Here is an 18,493-nt window from a genome sequence, read left to right as displayed (position 1 = left end):
ATCAACCAATAACCTCCCTCTTTAGAATACTTCCCATCAGATAATGATTAACAAATTGTGCTATTCAGTCCACTTTTTGGACACTGAAATCTAAGCAGAGACTTATTTATCGCGACCGGCGGTATTTTGGGAGATAATAATGAAAAAATTTGAAGATAGTAGCCTATTAGTTGCCCGTATTTTAATATCCGTTCTTTTCATTATCGCAGGATATGGAAAATTAGGTAATGCCTATGCTGGAACGCAGGAATTTATGGAAGCCATGAAAGTGCCGGGTATTCTCTTACCACTGACTATCTTGCTTGAACTAGGGGGCGGACTTGCTGTGATGTTTGGCTTATTGACCCGCACCACGGCTGTGTTTACATTTATTTTTTGTATCCTGACCGCGATCCTGTTCCATAGCGATTTTTCAAATGACCTGAACATGACCATGTTTCTGAAAAACTTCTCCATCAGCGCAGGCTACCTGTTACTGGCGATGATGGGACCAGGAAGATTCAGTATTGACCATGTAATGAAGAAAAGTTGGTAATCGAAGAAAAACAGATCATTGCCCTTTTTATCGCCCCTGGCTGTGTATTTGCAGCAAGGGGCTTTTAATATTCGCTACATTCGCTTTATTATCTTGGCAGCATGCACCTTAATTGTTTTTCACGCATGTCATTGTTTAGCAAATAATTTAGGGATTTCACGCAAGCACCAAGACTTCGCTTCTCCCATACTATCACGCCGCCATGCCATGATAATGTTGGTTTCATGGCTGTATTCCGAACCAATCACCCGCAAACGACCTTCGGCAATATCTTGTTCCACCATAGGGTATGGCATAGTTGCCACTCCCAGTCCTGCCAAAAGCGCCTGACGTTTATTTTCCAGTGAACTCACCGTCAGGCGCGGTTGTTTATCCAATAACTTAACCGTCAACACCGGACGTTCCCTTGCCGTATCAGCAACAGCTATTCCACGATATTTCACCCATGTAGCATCAGACAAGGGTTCGGGTTCGTGATGAATAGGGTGATCTGCACTGGCAACATAGACATTGTTAATCGAATAAAGGGTCCGTGAATTCACTTCTGCTGACGGCCTGAAATGAAGATCAGGTGCAATCACAATATCAGCATATCCTGTTTCCAGACGCTCCCAGGCACCTGCCAATACTTCCGTCATTAACGAGAGTTGTGTATTCGATTTCGCCGCCAATTTATCCACGAGGGGAAACAGCGATGTCATTGGGAACAGCGCTTCACACACAATAGTCAGGTGTGTTTCCCAACCACGGGCGAGTGCTTCTGCATCTGCGGTCAATTTATCCGCAGCTTCAAGCAGTAACCGCCCTCGCTCCAATAGCATCCGGCCAACATTAGTAAATTTTGTGCGATGACCAGAGCGATCAAACAGTACAACGTCCAATTCCTCTTCCAATTTCTGCATGGTATAACTCAGCGCAGAAGGAACCCGACCCAACTCATCTGCTGCCGCAGCAAAACTTCCCCGTCGATCTATCGCATCCATTACCCGCAGGGATTCCAAGGTAAGCGCGCGCTCTTTGCCCATATTTTTCTCAATCAGGAATTTTGAATATAGCCACCAGATTAACTGGCTAACATTTCAACGTCCAGATAAAGAAAAAGCCCTATAAAGCATCTGCTCTATAGGGCCGAATCTGTGAAGTTGACCGATAAGCCGGGTTCTGTCTTGGACAGCCATTCATCTAGGCCAGCACTTGCGCACTGGCTCAAGCAACCTACCCGGGTTCGGTACGGGCCGTACCCTATGAACCCCTATTTGGTCTTGCTCCGGGTGGAGTTTACCGTGCCACGAACTGTTGCCAGCCGCGCGGTGCGCTCTTACCGCACCCTTTCACCCTTACCTGATCCCAAAATTGCTTTTACAAACAAAGCCAGGCCATCGGCGGTTTGCTCTCTGTTGCACTAGTCGTAGGCTTTCACCTCCCAGACGTTATCTGGCACCCTGCCCTATGGAGCCCGGACTTTCCTCCCCTTTACTTCTCCCGAAAGAGCAGTAAAGCAGCGACTGTCTGGTCAACTCCGGCGCGGATTATAAGAGGTTTACTATCCAATGTATAGGGTTTTCACGCGTCTTCTTCGATTTGTCCCGACGTCGTGTTTTGATCAAGTGCATAACGATACAAGGCATTTTTCTTCACACCGTGGATCTCTGCCGCCAAGGCTGCCGCCTTTTTCAATGGCAGCTCTTTTTGCAGCAGTGCCAATGTCCGTAAGGCTTCCTGTGGCAAGCTATCTTCGGCAGGCTTATGATACCCTTCCACAATCAGAACCATTTCTCCGCGGCGACGAGTTTCATCTTCCTTAACCCATGCCAGAAGTTCACCGGCGGGCATTCCTTGAATCGATTCCCACGTTTTGGTTAATTCCCGTGCCAACACGATATAGCGATCTGCACCCCAGACTTTCACAATATCTTCTAAACTGTCCAACAGACGGTGTGTCGATTCGTAGAAAATCAGCGTACGCGGCTCTTGTGCTAACTCACGCAGGGTATCCTGACGTCCTTTACTTTTCGCAGGCAAGAAACCTTCATAGCAAAAACGATCTGAAGGCAAGCCAGCAGCAGACAGTGCTGTAATTGCCGCACAAGGGCCAGGTAGTGGAACCACATTGATACCGGCTTCACGGCAACGGCGAACCAGATGATAGCCCGGATCGTTAATCAACGGCGTACCAGCATCAGATACCAAGGCGATGCTCGCTCCTTGTTCGAGTTTCGTAAGCAATTGATCTGCTTTTTGCTGTTCATTATGATCGTGAAGTGCGAACATGCGCGCATTAATGGCAAAATGTTGAAGCAACAAGCCAGTGTGTCGCGTATCTTCGGCTGCAATCAGATCGACATGTTTAAGAACTTCAAGAGCACGCTGAGTAATATCCCCCAGATTTCCAATAGGGGTTGGCACAACATATAGCGTGGATGTCGTAACCACTGCTCGATTGGTTTGATTCATTGTTTCATCCGAATGACCGATTTAAAATTGAGCATCTTTGAAAAAAACATCACTGGATACAGTATGCTTCCCTCAATTTTTGTGCGTTTAAAAACTGGTTTAATCTATACAGCGCTGCTGTCAACTATGATTATTGCAGGGTGTACCATGCCCGAACAGCAAGGGCAACCAACTTCTAAGCCTCAGGATAAGATCAGCGCAGAGATTAACCGCTATCAGGCCATTATTGACGCAGCACATAATCAGCCATCGTTGGATGTGATCCGTGCTTATATCGCATTGGCTTCCTACGCCCCAGATGAAGCTGCCCGCCAGAAAAATCTCGATGAGACCTGGCAATTACTGACGCAACTCTCCCCACAGCAAATGAGCGAATTGGTGATTAATGCCAATGAATATACGTTGCAGGGCTGGCTTGATTTACTCAATACCTATCAGACCAATAAACAGGATCTTGATAAACTGCGCCTCGCTATTCATGATTGGCAAACCCGTTATCCAAACAACCCGGCGGCACACAGTTTACCTACTGTCCTGCAACAAATGTTACAGGGAGCCAGCGGCAGCCATGCCACCATTGGATTATTTCTGCCTTTGAGCGGTCCGGCTAAAATATTTGGTGACGCTATTCGCCAAGGCTTCCTTGATGCCCAAAAAGGATTACCAAAGCCATCATTACCAAAACCGTCATTGCCAGAATCATCGTCGCCAAAATCATTATTGCCAGCAAACGACATCGATCCAAACGGTGCTGTTAACGCCGAGTCCTCTGCCAACCCTGAGAATGCCAGCACTGCAAACTCAGGGAATACTGGTACTGCCACAACTGAACCGGAAATAGGTGCGATCACAGATACAGCATCCCCAGAGACAACATCTCCGACAACCACAGCCTCTTCTACAATTAATGATGCTCCTGTCAATGATCAGACTATAAAAGTCTATGACACCAACAGCCAACCCCTTACCGAGCTACTGGAACAGGCTAAACAAGATGGTGTCACTCTGGTGGTTGGACCTTTACTGAAACCCAATGTGGAACAACTAGCTCAAATTGAAACTCCACTAAATATTCTGGCGCTCAATGAACTCGATATGCCACAAAGTCGGCCGAATATCTGTTATTTCTCACTCTCTCCTGAAGATGAGGCGAAAAATGCCGCCATGCATATCTGGCAACAGCAAAAGCGCAACCCCTTAGTGTTGATACCTCGCACCGAATTAGGCAGCCGAGTTGCAAAAGCCTTTGCACAAGAGTGGCAAAAGCTGGGTGGTCAGACGGTATTGCAACAATCTTTTGGTACGCTGGATGAAATGAGGCAATCCATGAATCGTGGTATTGGCATTCGTTTGTCGGGTACGCCGGTTATTTCCACAACCCCAGCAATGGCTCCCATCGATGCCGTTTATATTGTCGCAACAGCAAATGAACTGACAATGATCAAGCCAATGATCGATATGGCAATCAGCTCCCGTAAAAAGCCAGCACTGTATGCCAGCTCACGCAGTAATAAAGCTGGTTCAGGCGCTGATTTCCGCCTGGAAATGGATGGCATGCAGTTTAGCGACATTCCATTGCTGACAGGCATAAATGTGCCGTTAATACAGCAAGCAGCCAAAAAATTCACCAATGATTATTCGCTGATGCGTCTCTATGCAATGGGCATTGATGCGTGGTCACTGACCAATCAATTTACGCAAATGCAGCAAGAAATGGGCTTTCATTTGAGCGGTGCTTCGGGGGAACTATCCGTGATGGATAACTGTACTATCTTGCGTCAGTTGCCTTGGATGCAATTCAATAATGGGCGCATAATCCTTGAAAATGCCAATAACACCGAAAATACCAATAGCACGGAAGGGATCGTGGCCATTTCAGAATGAAAAAACCAACAGGCAATCGCTACGCACTGGGACGCCATTATGAACATCAGTCTAAACTGTTCTTGCAAAAACAAGGGCTTGTTTTTGTTGCTGAGAATGTAAAAATTCGGGGCGGGGAAATCGATCTGATTATGCGTGACAGGCATACATGGGTATTCGTTGAAGTTCGTTTCCGCCGAAATGCGCAATATGGTGGCGCCATTGCTACAATTACTCAAAGTAAGCGCAGGAAGCTCTTGTATACAGCTGCTGTCTGGCTGTCCCGACGCAATGAATGTCTGGAAACGGCATCATGCCGCTTCGATGTTTGTGCAATAACAGGACAGAAATTTGAATGGCTGAAAAATGCCTTCACCCTGAATGAGAACCTATTTCAATAGGTTCTCAATTTTATCGCTAAGTAAATAATTCCAATATACATAGGTCATAACGTGCTGGATAGAATTAAAGTCTGTTTTACAGAAAGTATTCAAACTCAGATCGCAGCAGCAGAAGCATTACCCGACGCAATATCACGCGCCGCGATGATGATGGTGCAATCACTGCTAAGCGGCAACAAAATTCTTTGCTGTGGTAATGGTGGATCTGCCGCAACGGCACAACGTTTTACTGCCAGCATGATCAATCGTTTTGAAACGGATCGACCAAGTCTGCCAGCCCTGTCGTTGAATACTGATAATGTGGTGATCACCGCTATCGCTAACAGTAAACAGCCTGACGAAATCTACGCTAAACAAGTCAGAGCCCTGGGACAAGCGGGGGACGTCTTGCTTGCGATTTCTACACATGGAAACAGTCGAGATATTATTAAAGCGGTGGAAGCTGCTGTTACACGTGATATGACGATCGTTGCACTGACGGGTTACGATGGCGGTGAACTGGCGGGGTTACTCGGTCCTCAGGATGTTGAGATACGTATTCCCTCACATCACAGCGTCAGGATCCAAGAAGTTCATATGTTGACAATCAACTGTCTGTGCGACTTAATCGACAACACGTTATTCCCTCATCAGGATGAATAAGGAGCCAATTCATGCGGTTATTTTCTCTATTATTGGTATGTTTCAGTGTCATGTTGTTACAAGGATGTATTGGTGCAGCTGTCGTAGGTTCCGCTGCAATTGCCACAAAAGCCGGTTCCGATCCGCGAACCATTGGGCAACAAGTTGACGACACTACGCTGGAAGCCCGTGTCAGCAATGCCATCAGCAAAGATCCACAAATTAAGGCACAAGCCCGCGTGGCGGTGACTGTATATCAAGGCAAGGTTCTTTTAACTGGGCAAAGCCCCAATATGGCTCTGGCCGAACGGGCAAAACAGATGGCTGCAAAAGTAGGAGGCACTGACGTGATATATAATGAGATCCGTCAGGGCAATCCCATTACTCTAGGCACGGCCTCCACTGATGCTTGGTTAACAACCAAAGTGCGCTCCAAAATTTTAACCAGTGATGCCGTGAAATCATCCAGCATCAAAGTAGTGACAGAAGATGGTGAAGTCTTTTTGTTTGGCATCGTCACCCAACAAGAGGGATCTGCGGCGGCGAAAATCGCCAGCGAAACCAGTGGCGTAAAACGTGTCACAACCGCATTTACTTATCTGAACTAAAAATCATCATTAGGGCGGCATCAATCAATACCGCCCGCTCTCACATCCTGTACTCGACTCCCACTTCAAGTTATTTTGCTTTAAGTAATTCACACCCCCCATTAACTGTATTTGCCGCAAAATCCATTGCTGACGTTGCAGTATGTACCTGGAAGGCGCATTGACTTTATAACGATGAGGGTTTGGCAATACAGCAGCAAGCAATGCCGATTCTGTAGCTGTCAATCGACAGGCAGGCTTGCCAAAGTAATGCTGAGCCGCTTCCTCAACCCCAAAAATACCGTTGCCAAATTCAGCAATATTGAGATAGACCGTTAAAATACGTTTCTTTGACCAGAGTAATTCCAGTGCGGCCGTCATTCCCGCTTCTAATCCTTTTCTTACCCAACTACGACCTTCCCAGAGAAATAAATTTTTGGTTGTTTGCTGGGAAATTGTCGATGCTCCTCGAATTCGCTTCTCATATTTTTTGTTATATGCCACAGCAGTTTCGATAGCCTCAAAATCAAATCCCCAATGTTTTGGGAATTTTTGATCTTCTGCTGCAATGACAGCTAGCGCCATATAAGGTGAAATATGATTCTGATCCGTCCACGAAGAACGAGAAACATAAGATAAATTAATTGACATTAAAGCAGAGACTTGCCTCTCTATCATCATCATAGAAAACGGCACGGGCAAAAATGAAAAGGCGATTACAGCAACAAACCACAAAACCGTGATCGACACGACAATTCTTTTCAGCCAGCGCCACAATATTGAAAAAGAATTTCTCATCCGATTACTCAATAATTTCCAATATTTTTCTAACCAATTTATCAATTCCTTTTTCTGCCTGAGCCAAAGATTCTGCGAGCATATAAGCGGGTGTTGTTACAATTTTGTTTTCAAAATCAATGACAATATCATCAACAGGGCACGCCACATGTATCCCTCCCATTTTCTCTATTTGAGTCACCGTTGCTGGATCGTTACCGATGGTTACTTTTATCGGTTTGCCTAATATTTTAGATACCATAACAGGGGCAATGCACATGAATCCCATTGGTTTACCTTGTTGATGCATATTTCGCACTATACTCAACAATTCTTTATTTATTTCACAATCTGATCCTTTGAATGCGAAATTACATAAATTCTTGGCCGCACCAAAACCACCAGGAATAATTAGCGCATCCAGCTCATCAATATTAACTTTAGATAAAGGCTGTATATTTCCACGTGTCAGGCGAGCTGATTCTTCCATTATGCAGCGACTTTCTGACTTCTCTTCTCCGTTAAGGTGATTAATAACATGATGTTGTAATTCATCTGGCGAAAAAAAAGACACTTCAGCGCCAAGACGGCTTAAAGAGAGCATAGTGAGAACTGATTCGTGAATTTCACTTCCATCGTACACACCACATCCACTTAATATAACGGCAACAGATTTCATATTTCTCTCCATTTGTAGTAGATTAATGCTTAACCCCTTAGAGGGTTAAACACCAATCTTCATCACAGATTTTAATGAATCTTGTAACAAAAATTCTTATCTTTGCTATGTTGATACTTGTATTCTGTGTGAAAGAATTCTTTAATGACTCGCATCGAAAACAAACCTTAGATAAGCGGGTAAACAAGTTTCCCTGGTGTTGGCGCAGTATTAGCGCACCCCAACTTCGGTTGGGGTTATTTTTTTGTAACGCTTGATAACCAATTTCTTAATATTTCCATATCTTGCTTCCATTCCAACTTTAACTCATCCACCCATTCCTGAACATTATCCCACCACGCAGGTAAATCCGGTGACTGAATCTGCTGAGCCAATTGCTGCAAATGGCGTAACCCTACTGAACCAGCCGCTCCTTTGATCTTATGTGCCTCTTCCGTAATGCCTTTTTGATCTCTGGCAGTCATATTGGAATCCAGCAAGGCAAGGTAATTTGGCATCATGGTTTCAAAAATAACCAGGTTGTCTGTGATCATTTTTGGCCCAACTAATTCGATATATTGGTTAAGCATCTCCGTATCCAGCCGCTCTTCCTCCTGATTCACAAGGTCAACTTCAACTAAGGTGTTGTCAGAATCAGTTCCCTTACCCCAATACTTTTCAATCACGGCAGTCAACGCCTTGACAGATAACGGCTTATTGAGCACATCATTCATACCCGCATCAAGGTATTCTTTTTTATCTTTTAATACATTAGCCGTCAGCGCGATCAAAGGAGGCAACGATTGAGAAGAGTAACGTTGATGCAATTGGCGGGAAATATCCAACCCCGTCATATCCGGTAATTGGATATCCAGTAACACTAAGTCATATTCATCAGGATCAAACATTGCCAGTGCATCATGGCCATTCATGGCAACATCCACACTGTTCCCTAATTTCTCCAGTACCGAACGGGCTACAATGACGTTCAATTCAATATCTTCTACCAATAAGATATTCAATGCTGGTAATGGCATAATATCTTGTTCAGCCTTCCCTTCCGGGTGTTCATTAATAGCTGGGGCAACGACAGATAGGGTAAAGCAAGAACCTTTGCCTAACGTACTGTTCACTACAATGTCCCCTCCCATGCTTAGGGCAAGACGCTTCGAAACCGCAAGGCCAATTCCGGTTCCGGTGGCAGGACGCCCGCCAGCACTGTCTTTAACCTGGTAGTACATGGCAAAGATTTTTTCCCATTCGTCAGCAGGAATCCCAATGCCGGAATCTGTCACTTCAAAGAATAGGCGTTCTTCTTCACACCAGATACGAACTTTAATTTCACCTTCTGGCGTAAATTTCACGGCATTACTAATCAGGTTCCACAAAATTTGTCGCAAACGGGTTCCATCCGTCAGCACTTTTGTGGGTAATGGCAACTCTGGCTCCAGAACAAATTTAATCCCCTTCGGCTGCGCTAATAAACCTGCAATATTTTCTAAATCTGTCATGAAACCCGTGAAATCAATCGGTTGGTTATCAAGTTGGATTTTGCGGCGCTCAATTTTATCTAACTCTATAATATCATTAAAAATATTACCCAAAGTAATGGCGCTGACATGGATTGTTTCCAGGTATTTACGTTGTTCTGGTGTTAAGTCGGTATCCATCAGAATTCGGCTCAAGCCCACAATGCCATTTAAAGGCGTACGAAGCTCGTGGCTAATCGTAGAGATAAAAGTGGTCTTATCCCTGCTGGCGTTTTCTAATGCGTCCTGATAGCGTTTACGCTCCGTTATATCGCGCCCAAATCCCATTAATCCATGTCGCTTGCCAACGCGATCATAAAAAGGCACTTTCCTGAGTTCAAAGCAGGCCTTGCGTCCATCGGGGTAAACTAACCATTGCTCATAGGTCAGGGATACATTGTGGCGAAATACTTTTTCATCGGTTTCCATCACCTTGCTGGCAATTTCTTTATCGTAAACATCTGTCGGCGTCAGGCCGATAAGCTGTTTTTCGCTTTTGCCAGTCAGCAATTCCATCGCCCGATTACAACCGGAAAATTCATTATCTTCATTACGGTAATAAACTAAGTCCGGGGAAGCATCCAGAAACGAACGCAGCAGTACCGATTGCTGCTCAAGCTCAATCTGGGTTTTTTCACGCTGTTCCATTTCCAGTTTGAGTTTATCCAACAAAACCAAATGGGCTTTTTCCGCCTTCTCTCTGTCGCTAATCTCTTGGTTCAATTGGTCGATGTTTTCTTTGAGTTGCAGGTTTAATTTCGCATCACGCTGGCGCATTTCTTCCAGTTTTGCGACCAGACTCGATAAACTCTGGCGGGATTCTTCAAGCTGTTCGACGACAATGGAGAGAAAATAAACGGCCCAGGGGGTAATCAACAAACCAAAAAAGATGGAACGAATTAAATCAATACTTTGTACTTCCCCATGCAGGACAAATGTCACCGCCATCTGCATTGCCATCGCAAGAACAACTAAAACTGATGCAAGTAATATAGAAAAACGTACCAATCCCAGCTTCATCATCAAATCTACATAATATTGGGCAAGTCCTCGAATCAGCTTCATAACAGCTCCCAGTAAAATCTTTTCCAGTAAAGTTACTAGATTGAATCATAACGTAAAAAAGTCCCAACTTCGTTATGGGATATTACTTCCACCCCCTCACAAGGAATAAAAATGAAAATAACAAGAATAATTATGCAAATAAATTTCACCACTTCCATTTTGATTAAAAAACACCCATCACTTATTCTTCCAAATTGGAAAATACACAATATAAATCCAACTTAATCAAGAAAATTAGAGAAAAACATCAAAACAGTGACATTTTAATGCATATTCAAAATAGATAATGTGGCGATTTTAGTGATATAAATCACATCATTTAAGAGAAATGATCTTAGTCACAAAATACAAAAAATCGCCATTTACTCATAAAAATCAAAAAAATAGATACAAAACATCAATAAAAAACGTGATTTAACACGATTTGACCAACTCTGTTTTTACCGTTAAGTTGGGAATTCGCTGAAAATCACTTGTCAGATGATCCTCTGACTCATATTTATGCAGTGATAGATAACATAACATCATTTTGATCCACCGCTTGTTAACGCCAATAAAACAAGTGGCGTTTTACTGAGGGCGCAAATCAGACGCCTGTAGAAAAAAGATATATTGATGCCACCTCGCGAGTGATGTGAGAGTCGGACAGAACTTGGGGAGCTTTACAATGTTGTATGATAAATTGCAGGAAAAAGATAACTGTGGCTTTGGATTAATCGCACATATTGAAGGAGAGCCAAGCCACAAGGTGGTACGCACAGCCATACACGCACTGGCTCGGATGCAACACCGCGGCGCAATTCTGGCAGATGGAAAAACGGGTGATGGCTGTGGTTTGTTAATGCAAAAACCTGACCATTTCTTTCAAATGGTCGCCCGTGAGCAATCATGGCGGCTTGCTAAAAATTATGCCGTCGGCATGTTGTTTCTCAGTCAGGATGCCAAAATCGCCCAATTATGCCGTGATATTATTGAACAGGAATTACAGCACGAAACCCTGTCCATTGTGGGTTGGCGGGAAGTTCCAATCAATCGCGCTATCTTAGGTGATATCGCCCTATCGAGTTTACCTCGCATTGAGCAAGTTTTTATTAATGCACCTGCCGGATGGCGAGCGCAAGATCTGGAACGCCGCCTGTTCGTTTCCCGCCGCCGCATAGAAAAACGTATCACCGACAACGACTTTTATATTTGCAGCCTGTCCAATCTGGTCACGATATATAAAGGATTGTGCATGGCTGCGGATTTACCGCGTTTCTACCCCGATTTGGCTGACCTGCGCATGGAGTCTGCCATCTGTTTGTTCCACCAACGCTTTTCAACCAATACCGTTCCCCGCTGGCCACTGGCACAACCCTTTCGCTATCTGGCTCACAATGGGGAAATCAATACCATTACCGGAAACCGCGAATGGGCGAAAGCACGCGCCTATAAATTCCGCACGCCATTGATCCCTGACTTACATACTGCTGCGCCTTTTGTTAATGAAACCGGCTCCGATTCCAGTTCACTGGACAACATGCTGGAACTGTTTCTCAATGGCGGTATGGATTTAATCCGCGCAATGCGTCTGCTCGTTCCACCGGCATGGCAGAATAATCCTGATATGGATGATGATCTGCGGGCGTTCTTCGATTTTAATTCCATGCACATGGAACCTTGGGATGGTCCCGCCGGCATCGTTATTTCTGATGGGCGTTATGCCGCCTGTAATTTGGATCGCAATGGCTTGCGCCCTGCCCGCTATGTGATTACCAAAGATAAGCTGATTACCTGTGCTTCGGAAGTCGGTATTTGGGATTACCAACCCGATGAAGTCGTCGAGAAAGGCCGAGTCGGGCCAGGTGAGTTAATGGTTATCGATACCTATGAAGGACGTATTCTCCACTCAGCGGAAACTGACAATGATTTGAAAAGCCGTCACCCTTATAAAGAATGGCTAGAAAAAAACGTCAAACGGTTGATTCCCTTTGAAGAGTTGCCGGAAGCACAGGTCGGACAGCGAAATTTAGATGATCGCCTGTTGGCAACTTATCATAAGCAGTTTACCTACAGTAATGAGGAGTTGGATCAAGTTATCCGTACCCTCGGTGAGAATGCTCAAGAGGCGACCGGCTCAATGGGCGATGATACACCGTTTGCCGTACTCTCCAGCCGTCCTCGCATTATCTACGACTATTTTCGCCAGCAATTCGCCCAAGTGACTAATCCTCCCATCGATCCATTACGTGAAGCCCATGTGATGTCTCTGGCTACCCGCATTGGGCGAGAAATGAATGTCTTTTGTGAAGCGGAAGGGCAGGCTCATCGGTTGTGCTTTCAATCACCCGTCCTGCTCTACTCTGATTTCGTACAACTGACAACACATCAGGAATCCTATTATCGCGCGGATACGCTGGATTTGACCTTCAATCCACAGGAAATCCCCCTGAAACAGGCTGTGTTAGCTTTATGTGAAAGGGCAGAAGAACTCGCCCGCAATGGGGCTGTGTTGCTGGTATTGTCCGATCGCAATATTTCACCTGAACGCGTCCCCATCCCTGCGCCAATGGCTGTCGGAGCGATCCAACACTGCCTGGTTGAAAAAAAACTGCGCTGTGACACCAACTTGATCGTAGAAACCGCCAGTGCACGTGATCCACATCATTTTGCCGTGTTGATTGGTTTTGGCGCTACCGCTGTTTACCCTTATTTGGCCTATGAATCACTGGGAAAAATGGTGGATGATGGCACAATCAATGCGCCCTATGCCCGCGTGATGTTGAATTACCGCAATGGCATTAATAAAGGGTTGTATAAAATTATGTCCAAAATGGGCATTTCTACTATTTCTTCTTACCGTTGCTCTAAATTATTTGAAGCCGTCGGCCTGCATTCCGACGTAACAAATATCTGTTTCAATGGTGTTGTCAGCCGTATTGGCGGGGCTGATTTCAGCGATTTTGAACAAGATCTGCGTAATCTTTCTAAAAGAGCTTGGCTGCATCGCTATCCCATCGATCAAGGGGGACTGCTGAAATATGTCCATAATGGGGAATATCACGCTTATAACCCTGATGTTATCGGAACATTGCAAGCCGCCGTTCACAGTGGCAACTACAGTGATTATCTGAAATATTCCGAACTGGTCAATGGGCGCCCCATTACAACATTGCGGGATCTGCTAGCCCTTGCTCCTAAAGGTGATCCCATCAATATTGCCGATGTTGAGCCCGTAGAAGAATTATTCAAACGTTTTGATACCGCCGCCATGTCCATTGGTGCACTTAGCCCCGAAGCTCATGAAGCGTTGGCCGAAGCGATGAATACACTAGGGGGTTTTTCTAATTCTGGAGAAGGTGGCGAAGATCCCGCGCGTTATCATACAAATAAAGTTTCCCGTATCAAGCAAGTTGCTTCAGGCCGATTTGGGGTTACACCCGCGTATCTAGCCAGTGCCGATGTGATCCAGATAAAAGTTGCCCAAGGGGCAAAACCCGGGGAAGGCGGTCAATTGCCAGGAGATAAGGTCACGCCTTATATTGCCAAATTGCGCTACTCCGTTCCTGGGGTTACTCTGATTTCTCCCCCCCCACATCACGATATTTATTCAATCGAAGATCTGGCTCAATTGATTTTCGATCTTAAACAAGTGAATCCGCAGGCGCTGATCTCCGTCAAACTGGTTTCAGAGCCTGGTGTAGGAACTATTGCCACAGGTGTCGCCAAAGCCTATGCCGATTTGATCACTATTGCTGGTTATGATGGCGGAACAGGTGCCAGCCCTCTCTCTTCTGTCAAATACGCGGGTTGTCCGTGGGAGTTGGGACTTGTAGAAACCCAACAAGCGCTGGTTGCCAATGGGCTACGCCATAAAATCCGCCTTCAGATTGATGGTGGTTTGAAAACGGGACTGGATATCATCAAAGCGGCTATTTTAGGTGCAGAAAGTTTCGGTTTTGGTACTGGCCCAATGGTTGCCCTCGGCTGTAAATATTTGCGCATCTGTCACTTAAATAACTGTGCCACAGGTGTCGCTACACAAGATGAAAAACTACGCCAATCTCATTATCACGGCCTGCCAGAAAGAGTGATTAACTATTTCCGCTTTATTGCGCAGGAAACACGTGAACTGATGGCACAATTAGGGGTGAAAAAACTGACCGATTTGATTGGCCGAACAGACTTGCTGGAAATACTTGAGGGCATTTCTGCCAGACAAAGCAAGCTCAATCTCGAACCATTACTGGAAACGGCAGAACCTCATATCGGCAAAGCGTTACATTGCACAGAAGGTAATCCACCTTTTGACCAGGGTACGCTAAATAAATTGATCGTCGCCCAAGCGATGCCTTATGTAGAAAACGCACAAAGCAAGACGTTCTATTTTGATATCTACAACACCGATCGTTCTGTTGGCGCCTCTCTCTCCGGTGAAATTGCGGCGAGGTATGGCGATCAAGGGCGGGCTACCGATCCGATCAAATTGCACTTCAATGGAACGGCTGGACAAAGTTTCGGCGTCTGGAATGCTGCCGGTGTCGAACTGACCTTAATTGGTGATGCCAATGATTATGTTGGTAAAGGTATGGCTGGCGGCTGTATTGCCATCCTTCCTCCTGCCGGCTCAGCATTTAAAAGCAATGAAACCACTATTATCGGCAATACCTGCCTTTATGGTGCAACCGGCGGGAAACTCTTTGCTGCTGGACATGCCGGTGAACGCTTCGCAGTACGTAATTCCGGTGCCATCACCGTTATTGAGGGGATCGGCGATAATGGTTGTGAATACATGACTGGCGGGATCGTCTGTGTCCTGGGCAGCACTGGCGTAAATTTTGGCGCAGGCATGACTGGTGGATTTGCTTACGTACTTGATGAATTTGCTGACTTCCGCAAACGCGTCAATCCAGAACTAGTAGAAGTACTCTCAATAGATACCCTTGCTATTCATAAAGAACATCTGCGGGGATTAATCACCGAACATGTCCGTCTGACAAACTCTCAACACGGTGAAAGCATATTGGAAAATTGGTCTCAGTGGGTCAATAAGTTTGCTTTGGTGAAACCGAAATCCAGTGATGTCAATGCGTTGTTAGGGCACCGTAGCCGTTCTTCTGCCGAATTGCGGGTTCAGGCACAGTAAGGAGTTAATAATGAGCCAAAATGTTTATCAATTTATCGACTTACAACGTGTCGATCCTCCTAAGAAATCATTGAAAATCAGAAAAATAGAATTTGTTGAGATTTATGAGCCATTTTCTGAGATTCAGGCACAGGCACAAGCAGATCGCTGTCTCTCTTGTGGTAATCCATACTGTGAATGGAAATGTCCGGTACATAACTACATCCCAAATTGGCTGAAACTCGCTAATGAAGGGCGCATCATTGAAGCAGCAGAATTATCCCACCAGACCAACAGTCTGCCGGAAGTCTGCGGGCGGGTCTGTCCGCAAGATCGCCTGTGTGAAGGTGCTTGTACCCTGAATGATGACTTTGGTGCTGTCACTATCGGCAACATTGAACGCTATATTAATGACACCGCTATCGCAATGGGCTGGAAACCGGATCTGTCGCATGTCATCCCAACCGGTAAACGTGTCGCCGTGGTTGGAGCAGGGCCAGCAGGATTAGCCTGCGCAGATGTCCTGACACGTAATGGCGTACAAGTGGTGGTCTACGACCGCCATCCTGAAATTGGCGGCTTGCTCACCTTTGGTATTCCCGCCTTTAAACTGGAAAAAGAGGTGATAATTCGCCGTCGTGAAATATTTTCCGGGATGGGTATTGAATTCCGGCTAAATACAGAGATAGGCCGAGATATCACTCTGGCCGAACTCGCCAAAGAATTTGATGCCGTATTTCTTGGGGTGGGTACATATCAATCCATCCACGGTGGACTGGAGAACGAAAACGCGGATGGAGTATATGATGCCTTGCCTTTCTTAATCGCCAACACCCGTCATTTGATGGGTTACTCTTCTCTGCCTGAACAACCTTATGTCGATATGAAGGGTAAACGTGTTCTGGTACTGGGCGGCGGTGATACAGCAATGGACTGCGTCCGTACTTCAATTCGCCAGGGTGCAACCCATGTTATCTGTGCCTATCGGCGGGATGAGGAAAATATGCCCGGCTCTCGTCGTGAAGTAAAAAATGCTAAAGAAGAGGGCGTTGAGTTTCGTTTTAATCTGCAACCAATCAGCGTTGAGATTAATGGCGCAGGACGGGTTTGTGGTGTCAAGGTGGTGAAAACACAACTGAGTGCCACCGATGAAAAAGGCCGTCGTCAGGCTGAAATTATTCAAGGTTCCGAATTTTTGATAGAAGCCGATGCGGTGATTACGGCATTTGGTTTCAAACCTCACACCATGAGCTGGCTGGATGAACATCACGTCAAGTGCGATCAAAACGGCCGCATTATAGCGCCTGAATCCAGTGAACTCCCTTTCCAAACCAGTAATCCTAAAATATTCGCAGGTGGGGATGCTGTACGTGGTTCTGATTTGGTAGTGACCGCCATTGATGAAGGCAGAAAAGCCGCTTTCAGTCTCCTCGACTACCTTGAAATCTAATATTTCATTCTTTTTTCTAATAGCTTCTCCGACCTTTTAGTCGGGGAAGTTCTCCCAAAATAAAAATACCAACCTTTTTTTATTTTCTTTTACTACCAGATTACTTGTATTTTTGGCATTTATGCGACTATTCTTATACTCTAAAGTTAAATATATCGATTTAACCTCCTGCTCATTATAGCAATACAGCGATAGTGCAATACCGTAATACAGCAATAAGGTTTATTTTTTTCGGCAATAAAATTGCTTAGCAAAACTGATTAAATAGAAATGAAATAAAAAACGATTACAGTGATAATAACAGGTAGAAATATATGCGCTTACTCACCCAGATACTCTGCTTCTCTTTTATATCCTTGGCAAGTTTGCCCTCACTGGCCAGATTCTCTACTCCTGCCGAAATTATGCAGCAAGTGCGAGAAAGAGGAGTAAATTCTGTTGTAGCAGAGATAAACGCAGAACATAACGGGGAGAAGATTATCCAGAATATTGCAACCGGTGATAAACAATGGCTGCAAGTTGCCTTTAAGCTATCCCCCAATATCCATCCAGAATTTTCGCGGCAAATTACTTATGCTTTATCGGTTGCTTTAACTGAAAATCCGGTAGAGGTATTGTCACTGATAAAATCACATCGCACTCTCTCATTTACTGATATCTGCAATATACCGCCAACGATCAGAGGACCAAGTCAACAAAAAGCATTTGCCAAGAAAATGATAGATAGGCTAAGAGCTGCGGAAAAATCTAATCAGGGAGCAAACCAATATAATATCGAAGCCTGTATATGGCAATTTGAGAAAACGCTTAGTTACATGTAAGACTAATATGCTAAAAATAAAGGAGATCAATGTCTCCTCTATTTTCATCTCTAACGAAACCTTTCACCTTTCAGGCTGCGGTCTTACTGACTGCAATTTGAACTCTATTAGGTATAAGATTTGAACAATTATTTTACGACGCGCAAGGCTGGGCGGCCTTTTGGCGGTTGAGGTGGTTCGTCATCTGGCGAATCATCATCGTAAGAAGCTTTTCTATTATGCTTACTCTTATGGATAAGCACCAGATTATCCGCTGCTGGTATATCCGTTTCTTCTGACTCGGTATTATCCACGTCATAGGCTAATTCTGGCTCAAACATCATTCCGGCGCCATTTTCACGGGCATAAACCGCAATCACTGCCGCCATTGGAACAGTTACTTGACGACCAACACCACCAAATCGAGCATTGAATCTCACTTCATCGTTCGTCAATTGCAAATTGCCAACCGCTCTCGGCGAGATATTCAAAATAATTTGCCCATTTTGTGCATATTCCATCGGGACGTTAACGCCATAAAAGTTAACATCCACAACAATATGCGGGGTCATGTCATTATCCAACAGCCATTCATAATGTGCCCGCAATAGATAGGGGCGGCGTGGAGACATTTGAGTCATCTCCATAT

13 protein-coding genes, 1 other RNA gene and 1 pseudogene are annotated in these 18,493 nt (G+C 45.1%); 8 read left to right on the top strand and 7 right to left on the bottom strand.

Annotated elements, in window-relative coordinates; all coding sequences use genetic code 11:
- Positions 1 to 139: 139 nt before the first annotated feature.
- Positions 140 to 535 carry a DoxX family protein gene (locus Xedl_RS08555; RefSeq protein WP_074023395.1) on the top strand — a complete coding sequence of 132 codons (396 nt, stop codon included), beginning with the start codon at positions 140 to 142 and terminating at the stop codon, positions 533 to 535.
- Between the two features lie 128 nt (positions 536 to 663).
- Here the strand turns inward: Xedl_RS08555 and Xedl_RS08550 are convergent, their stop codons facing one another.
- The 3 genes from Xedl_RS08550 to rsmI all read right to left on the bottom strand — a co-directional run bounded on the left by Xedl_RS08550 (position 664) and on the right by rsmI (position 2,989).
- Positions 664 to 1,560 (bottom strand): LysR family transcriptional regulator, encoded by an 897-nt coding sequence (locus Xedl_RS08550; RefSeq protein ID WP_074023394.1) that lies wholly within the window; start codon positions 1,558 to 1,560, stop codon positions 664 to 666.
- Between the two features lie 109 nt (positions 1,561 to 1,669).
- Positions 1,670 to 2,056, bottom strand: an RNA gene (rnpB, locus tag Xedl_RS08545) — RNase P RNA component class A.
- Between the two features lie 42 nt (positions 2,057 to 2,098).
- Positions 2,099 to 2,989, bottom strand: a complete 891-nt coding sequence (gene rsmI / locus Xedl_RS08540; RefSeq protein WP_074023393.1) for a 16S rRNA (cytidine(1402)-2'-O)-methyltransferase — start codon at positions 2,987 to 2,989, stop codon at positions 2,099 to 2,101.
- Positions 2,990 to 3,052: 63 nt separating this feature from the next.
- Between rsmI and Xedl_RS08535 the strand changes: the two genes are divergently transcribed.
- From Xedl_RS08535 to dolP, 4 genes are read left to right on the top strand one after another with little or no spacing between them, the layout of a single operon-like run.
- Positions 3,053 to 4,873 carry a penicillin-binding protein activator gene (locus Xedl_RS08535; protein ID WP_083600297.1) on the top strand — a complete coding sequence of 607 codons (1,821 nt, stop codon included), beginning with the start codon at positions 3,053 to 3,055 and terminating at the stop codon, positions 4,871 to 4,873.
- The gene (locus tag Xedl_RS08530; protein ID WP_074023391.1) at positions 4,870 to 5,253 is read left to right on the top strand and encodes a YraN family protein; all 384 of its coding nucleotides are present in this window, start codon (positions 4,870 to 4,872) and stop codon (positions 5,251 to 5,253) included. Before Xedl_RS08535 ends, Xedl_RS08530 begins: the two co-directional genes overlap by 4 nt.
- A 51-nt stretch (positions 5,254 to 5,304) precedes the next feature.
- Positions 5,305 to 5,895 carry a DnaA initiator-associating protein DiaA gene (diaA, locus tag Xedl_RS08525; protein WP_074023390.1) on the top strand — a complete coding sequence of 197 codons (591 nt, stop codon included), beginning with the start codon at positions 5,305 to 5,307 and terminating at the stop codon, positions 5,893 to 5,895.
- Between the two features lie 11 nt (positions 5,896 to 5,906).
- Positions 5,907 to 6,482: a division/outer membrane stress-associated lipid-binding lipoprotein gene (gene dolP, locus Xedl_RS08520; protein WP_074023389.1), complete on the top strand. Its 576-nt coding sequence runs from the start codon at positions 5,907 to 5,909 to the stop codon at positions 6,480 to 6,482.
- Between the two features lie 24 nt (positions 6,483 to 6,506).
- Here the strand turns inward: dolP and mtgA are convergent, their stop codons facing one another.
- From mtgA to arcB, 3 genes and pseudogenes are all read right to left on the bottom strand, one after another.
- Complete coding sequence (gene mtgA, locus Xedl_RS08515) at positions 6,507 to 7,259, bottom strand: monofunctional biosynthetic peptidoglycan transglycosylase (protein ID WP_074023388.1); 753 nt, start codon at positions 7,257 to 7,259, stop codon at positions 6,507 to 6,509.
- Between the two features lie 4 nt (positions 7,260 to 7,263).
- Entirely contained in the window at positions 7,264 to 7,917 is a 654-nt protein-coding gene (gene elbB, locus Xedl_RS08510) for an isoprenoid biosynthesis glyoxalase ElbB (RefSeq protein WP_074023387.1), read from the bottom strand.
- Positions 7,918 to 8,107: 190 nt separating this feature from the next.
- Positions 8,108 to 10,490 (bottom strand): annotated as a pseudogene (gene arcB / locus Xedl_RS08505) (aerobic respiration two-component sensor histidine kinase ArcB); the annotation flags it as partial.
- A gap of 667 nt (positions 10,491 to 11,157) precedes the next feature.
- Here arcB and gltB point away from each other — a divergent pair.
- From gltB to Xedl_RS08490, 3 genes are all read left to right on the top strand, one after another.
- Positions 11,158 to 15,615, top strand: a complete 4,458-nt coding sequence (gene gltB, locus Xedl_RS08500; protein ID WP_074023385.1) for a glutamate synthase large subunit — start codon at positions 11,158 to 11,160, stop codon at positions 15,613 to 15,615.
- A 10-nt stretch (positions 15,616 to 15,625) separates the two neighbouring features.
- Positions 15,626 to 17,044 (top strand): glutamate synthase small subunit, encoded by a 1,419-nt coding sequence (locus Xedl_RS08495; protein WP_074023384.1) that lies wholly within the window; start codon positions 15,626 to 15,628, stop codon positions 17,042 to 17,044.
- A 314-nt stretch (positions 17,045 to 17,358) separates the two neighbouring features.
- On the top strand, positions 17,359 to 17,865 hold the full coding sequence (locus Xedl_RS08490; protein WP_074023383.1) for a hypothetical protein: 507 nt from the start codon (positions 17,359 to 17,361) through the stop codon (positions 17,863 to 17,865).
- Positions 17,866 to 17,993: 128 nt separating this feature from the next.
- Here Xedl_RS08490 and sspB read toward each other — a convergent pair whose 3' ends face one another.
- Positions 17,994 to 18,491 carry a ClpXP protease specificity-enhancing factor gene (sspB, locus tag Xedl_RS08485; RefSeq protein WP_074023382.1) on the bottom strand — a complete coding sequence of 166 codons (498 nt, stop codon included), beginning with the start codon at positions 18,489 to 18,491 and terminating at the stop codon, positions 17,994 to 17,996.
- Positions 18,492 to 18,493 lie beyond the last annotated feature (2 nt).

The sequence above is a fragment of the Xenorhabdus eapokensis genome (assembly GCF_001908105.1).
Note: the sequence above shows the minus strand (reverse complement) of the source record. Positions and strands in the feature narration are given on the sequence as shown.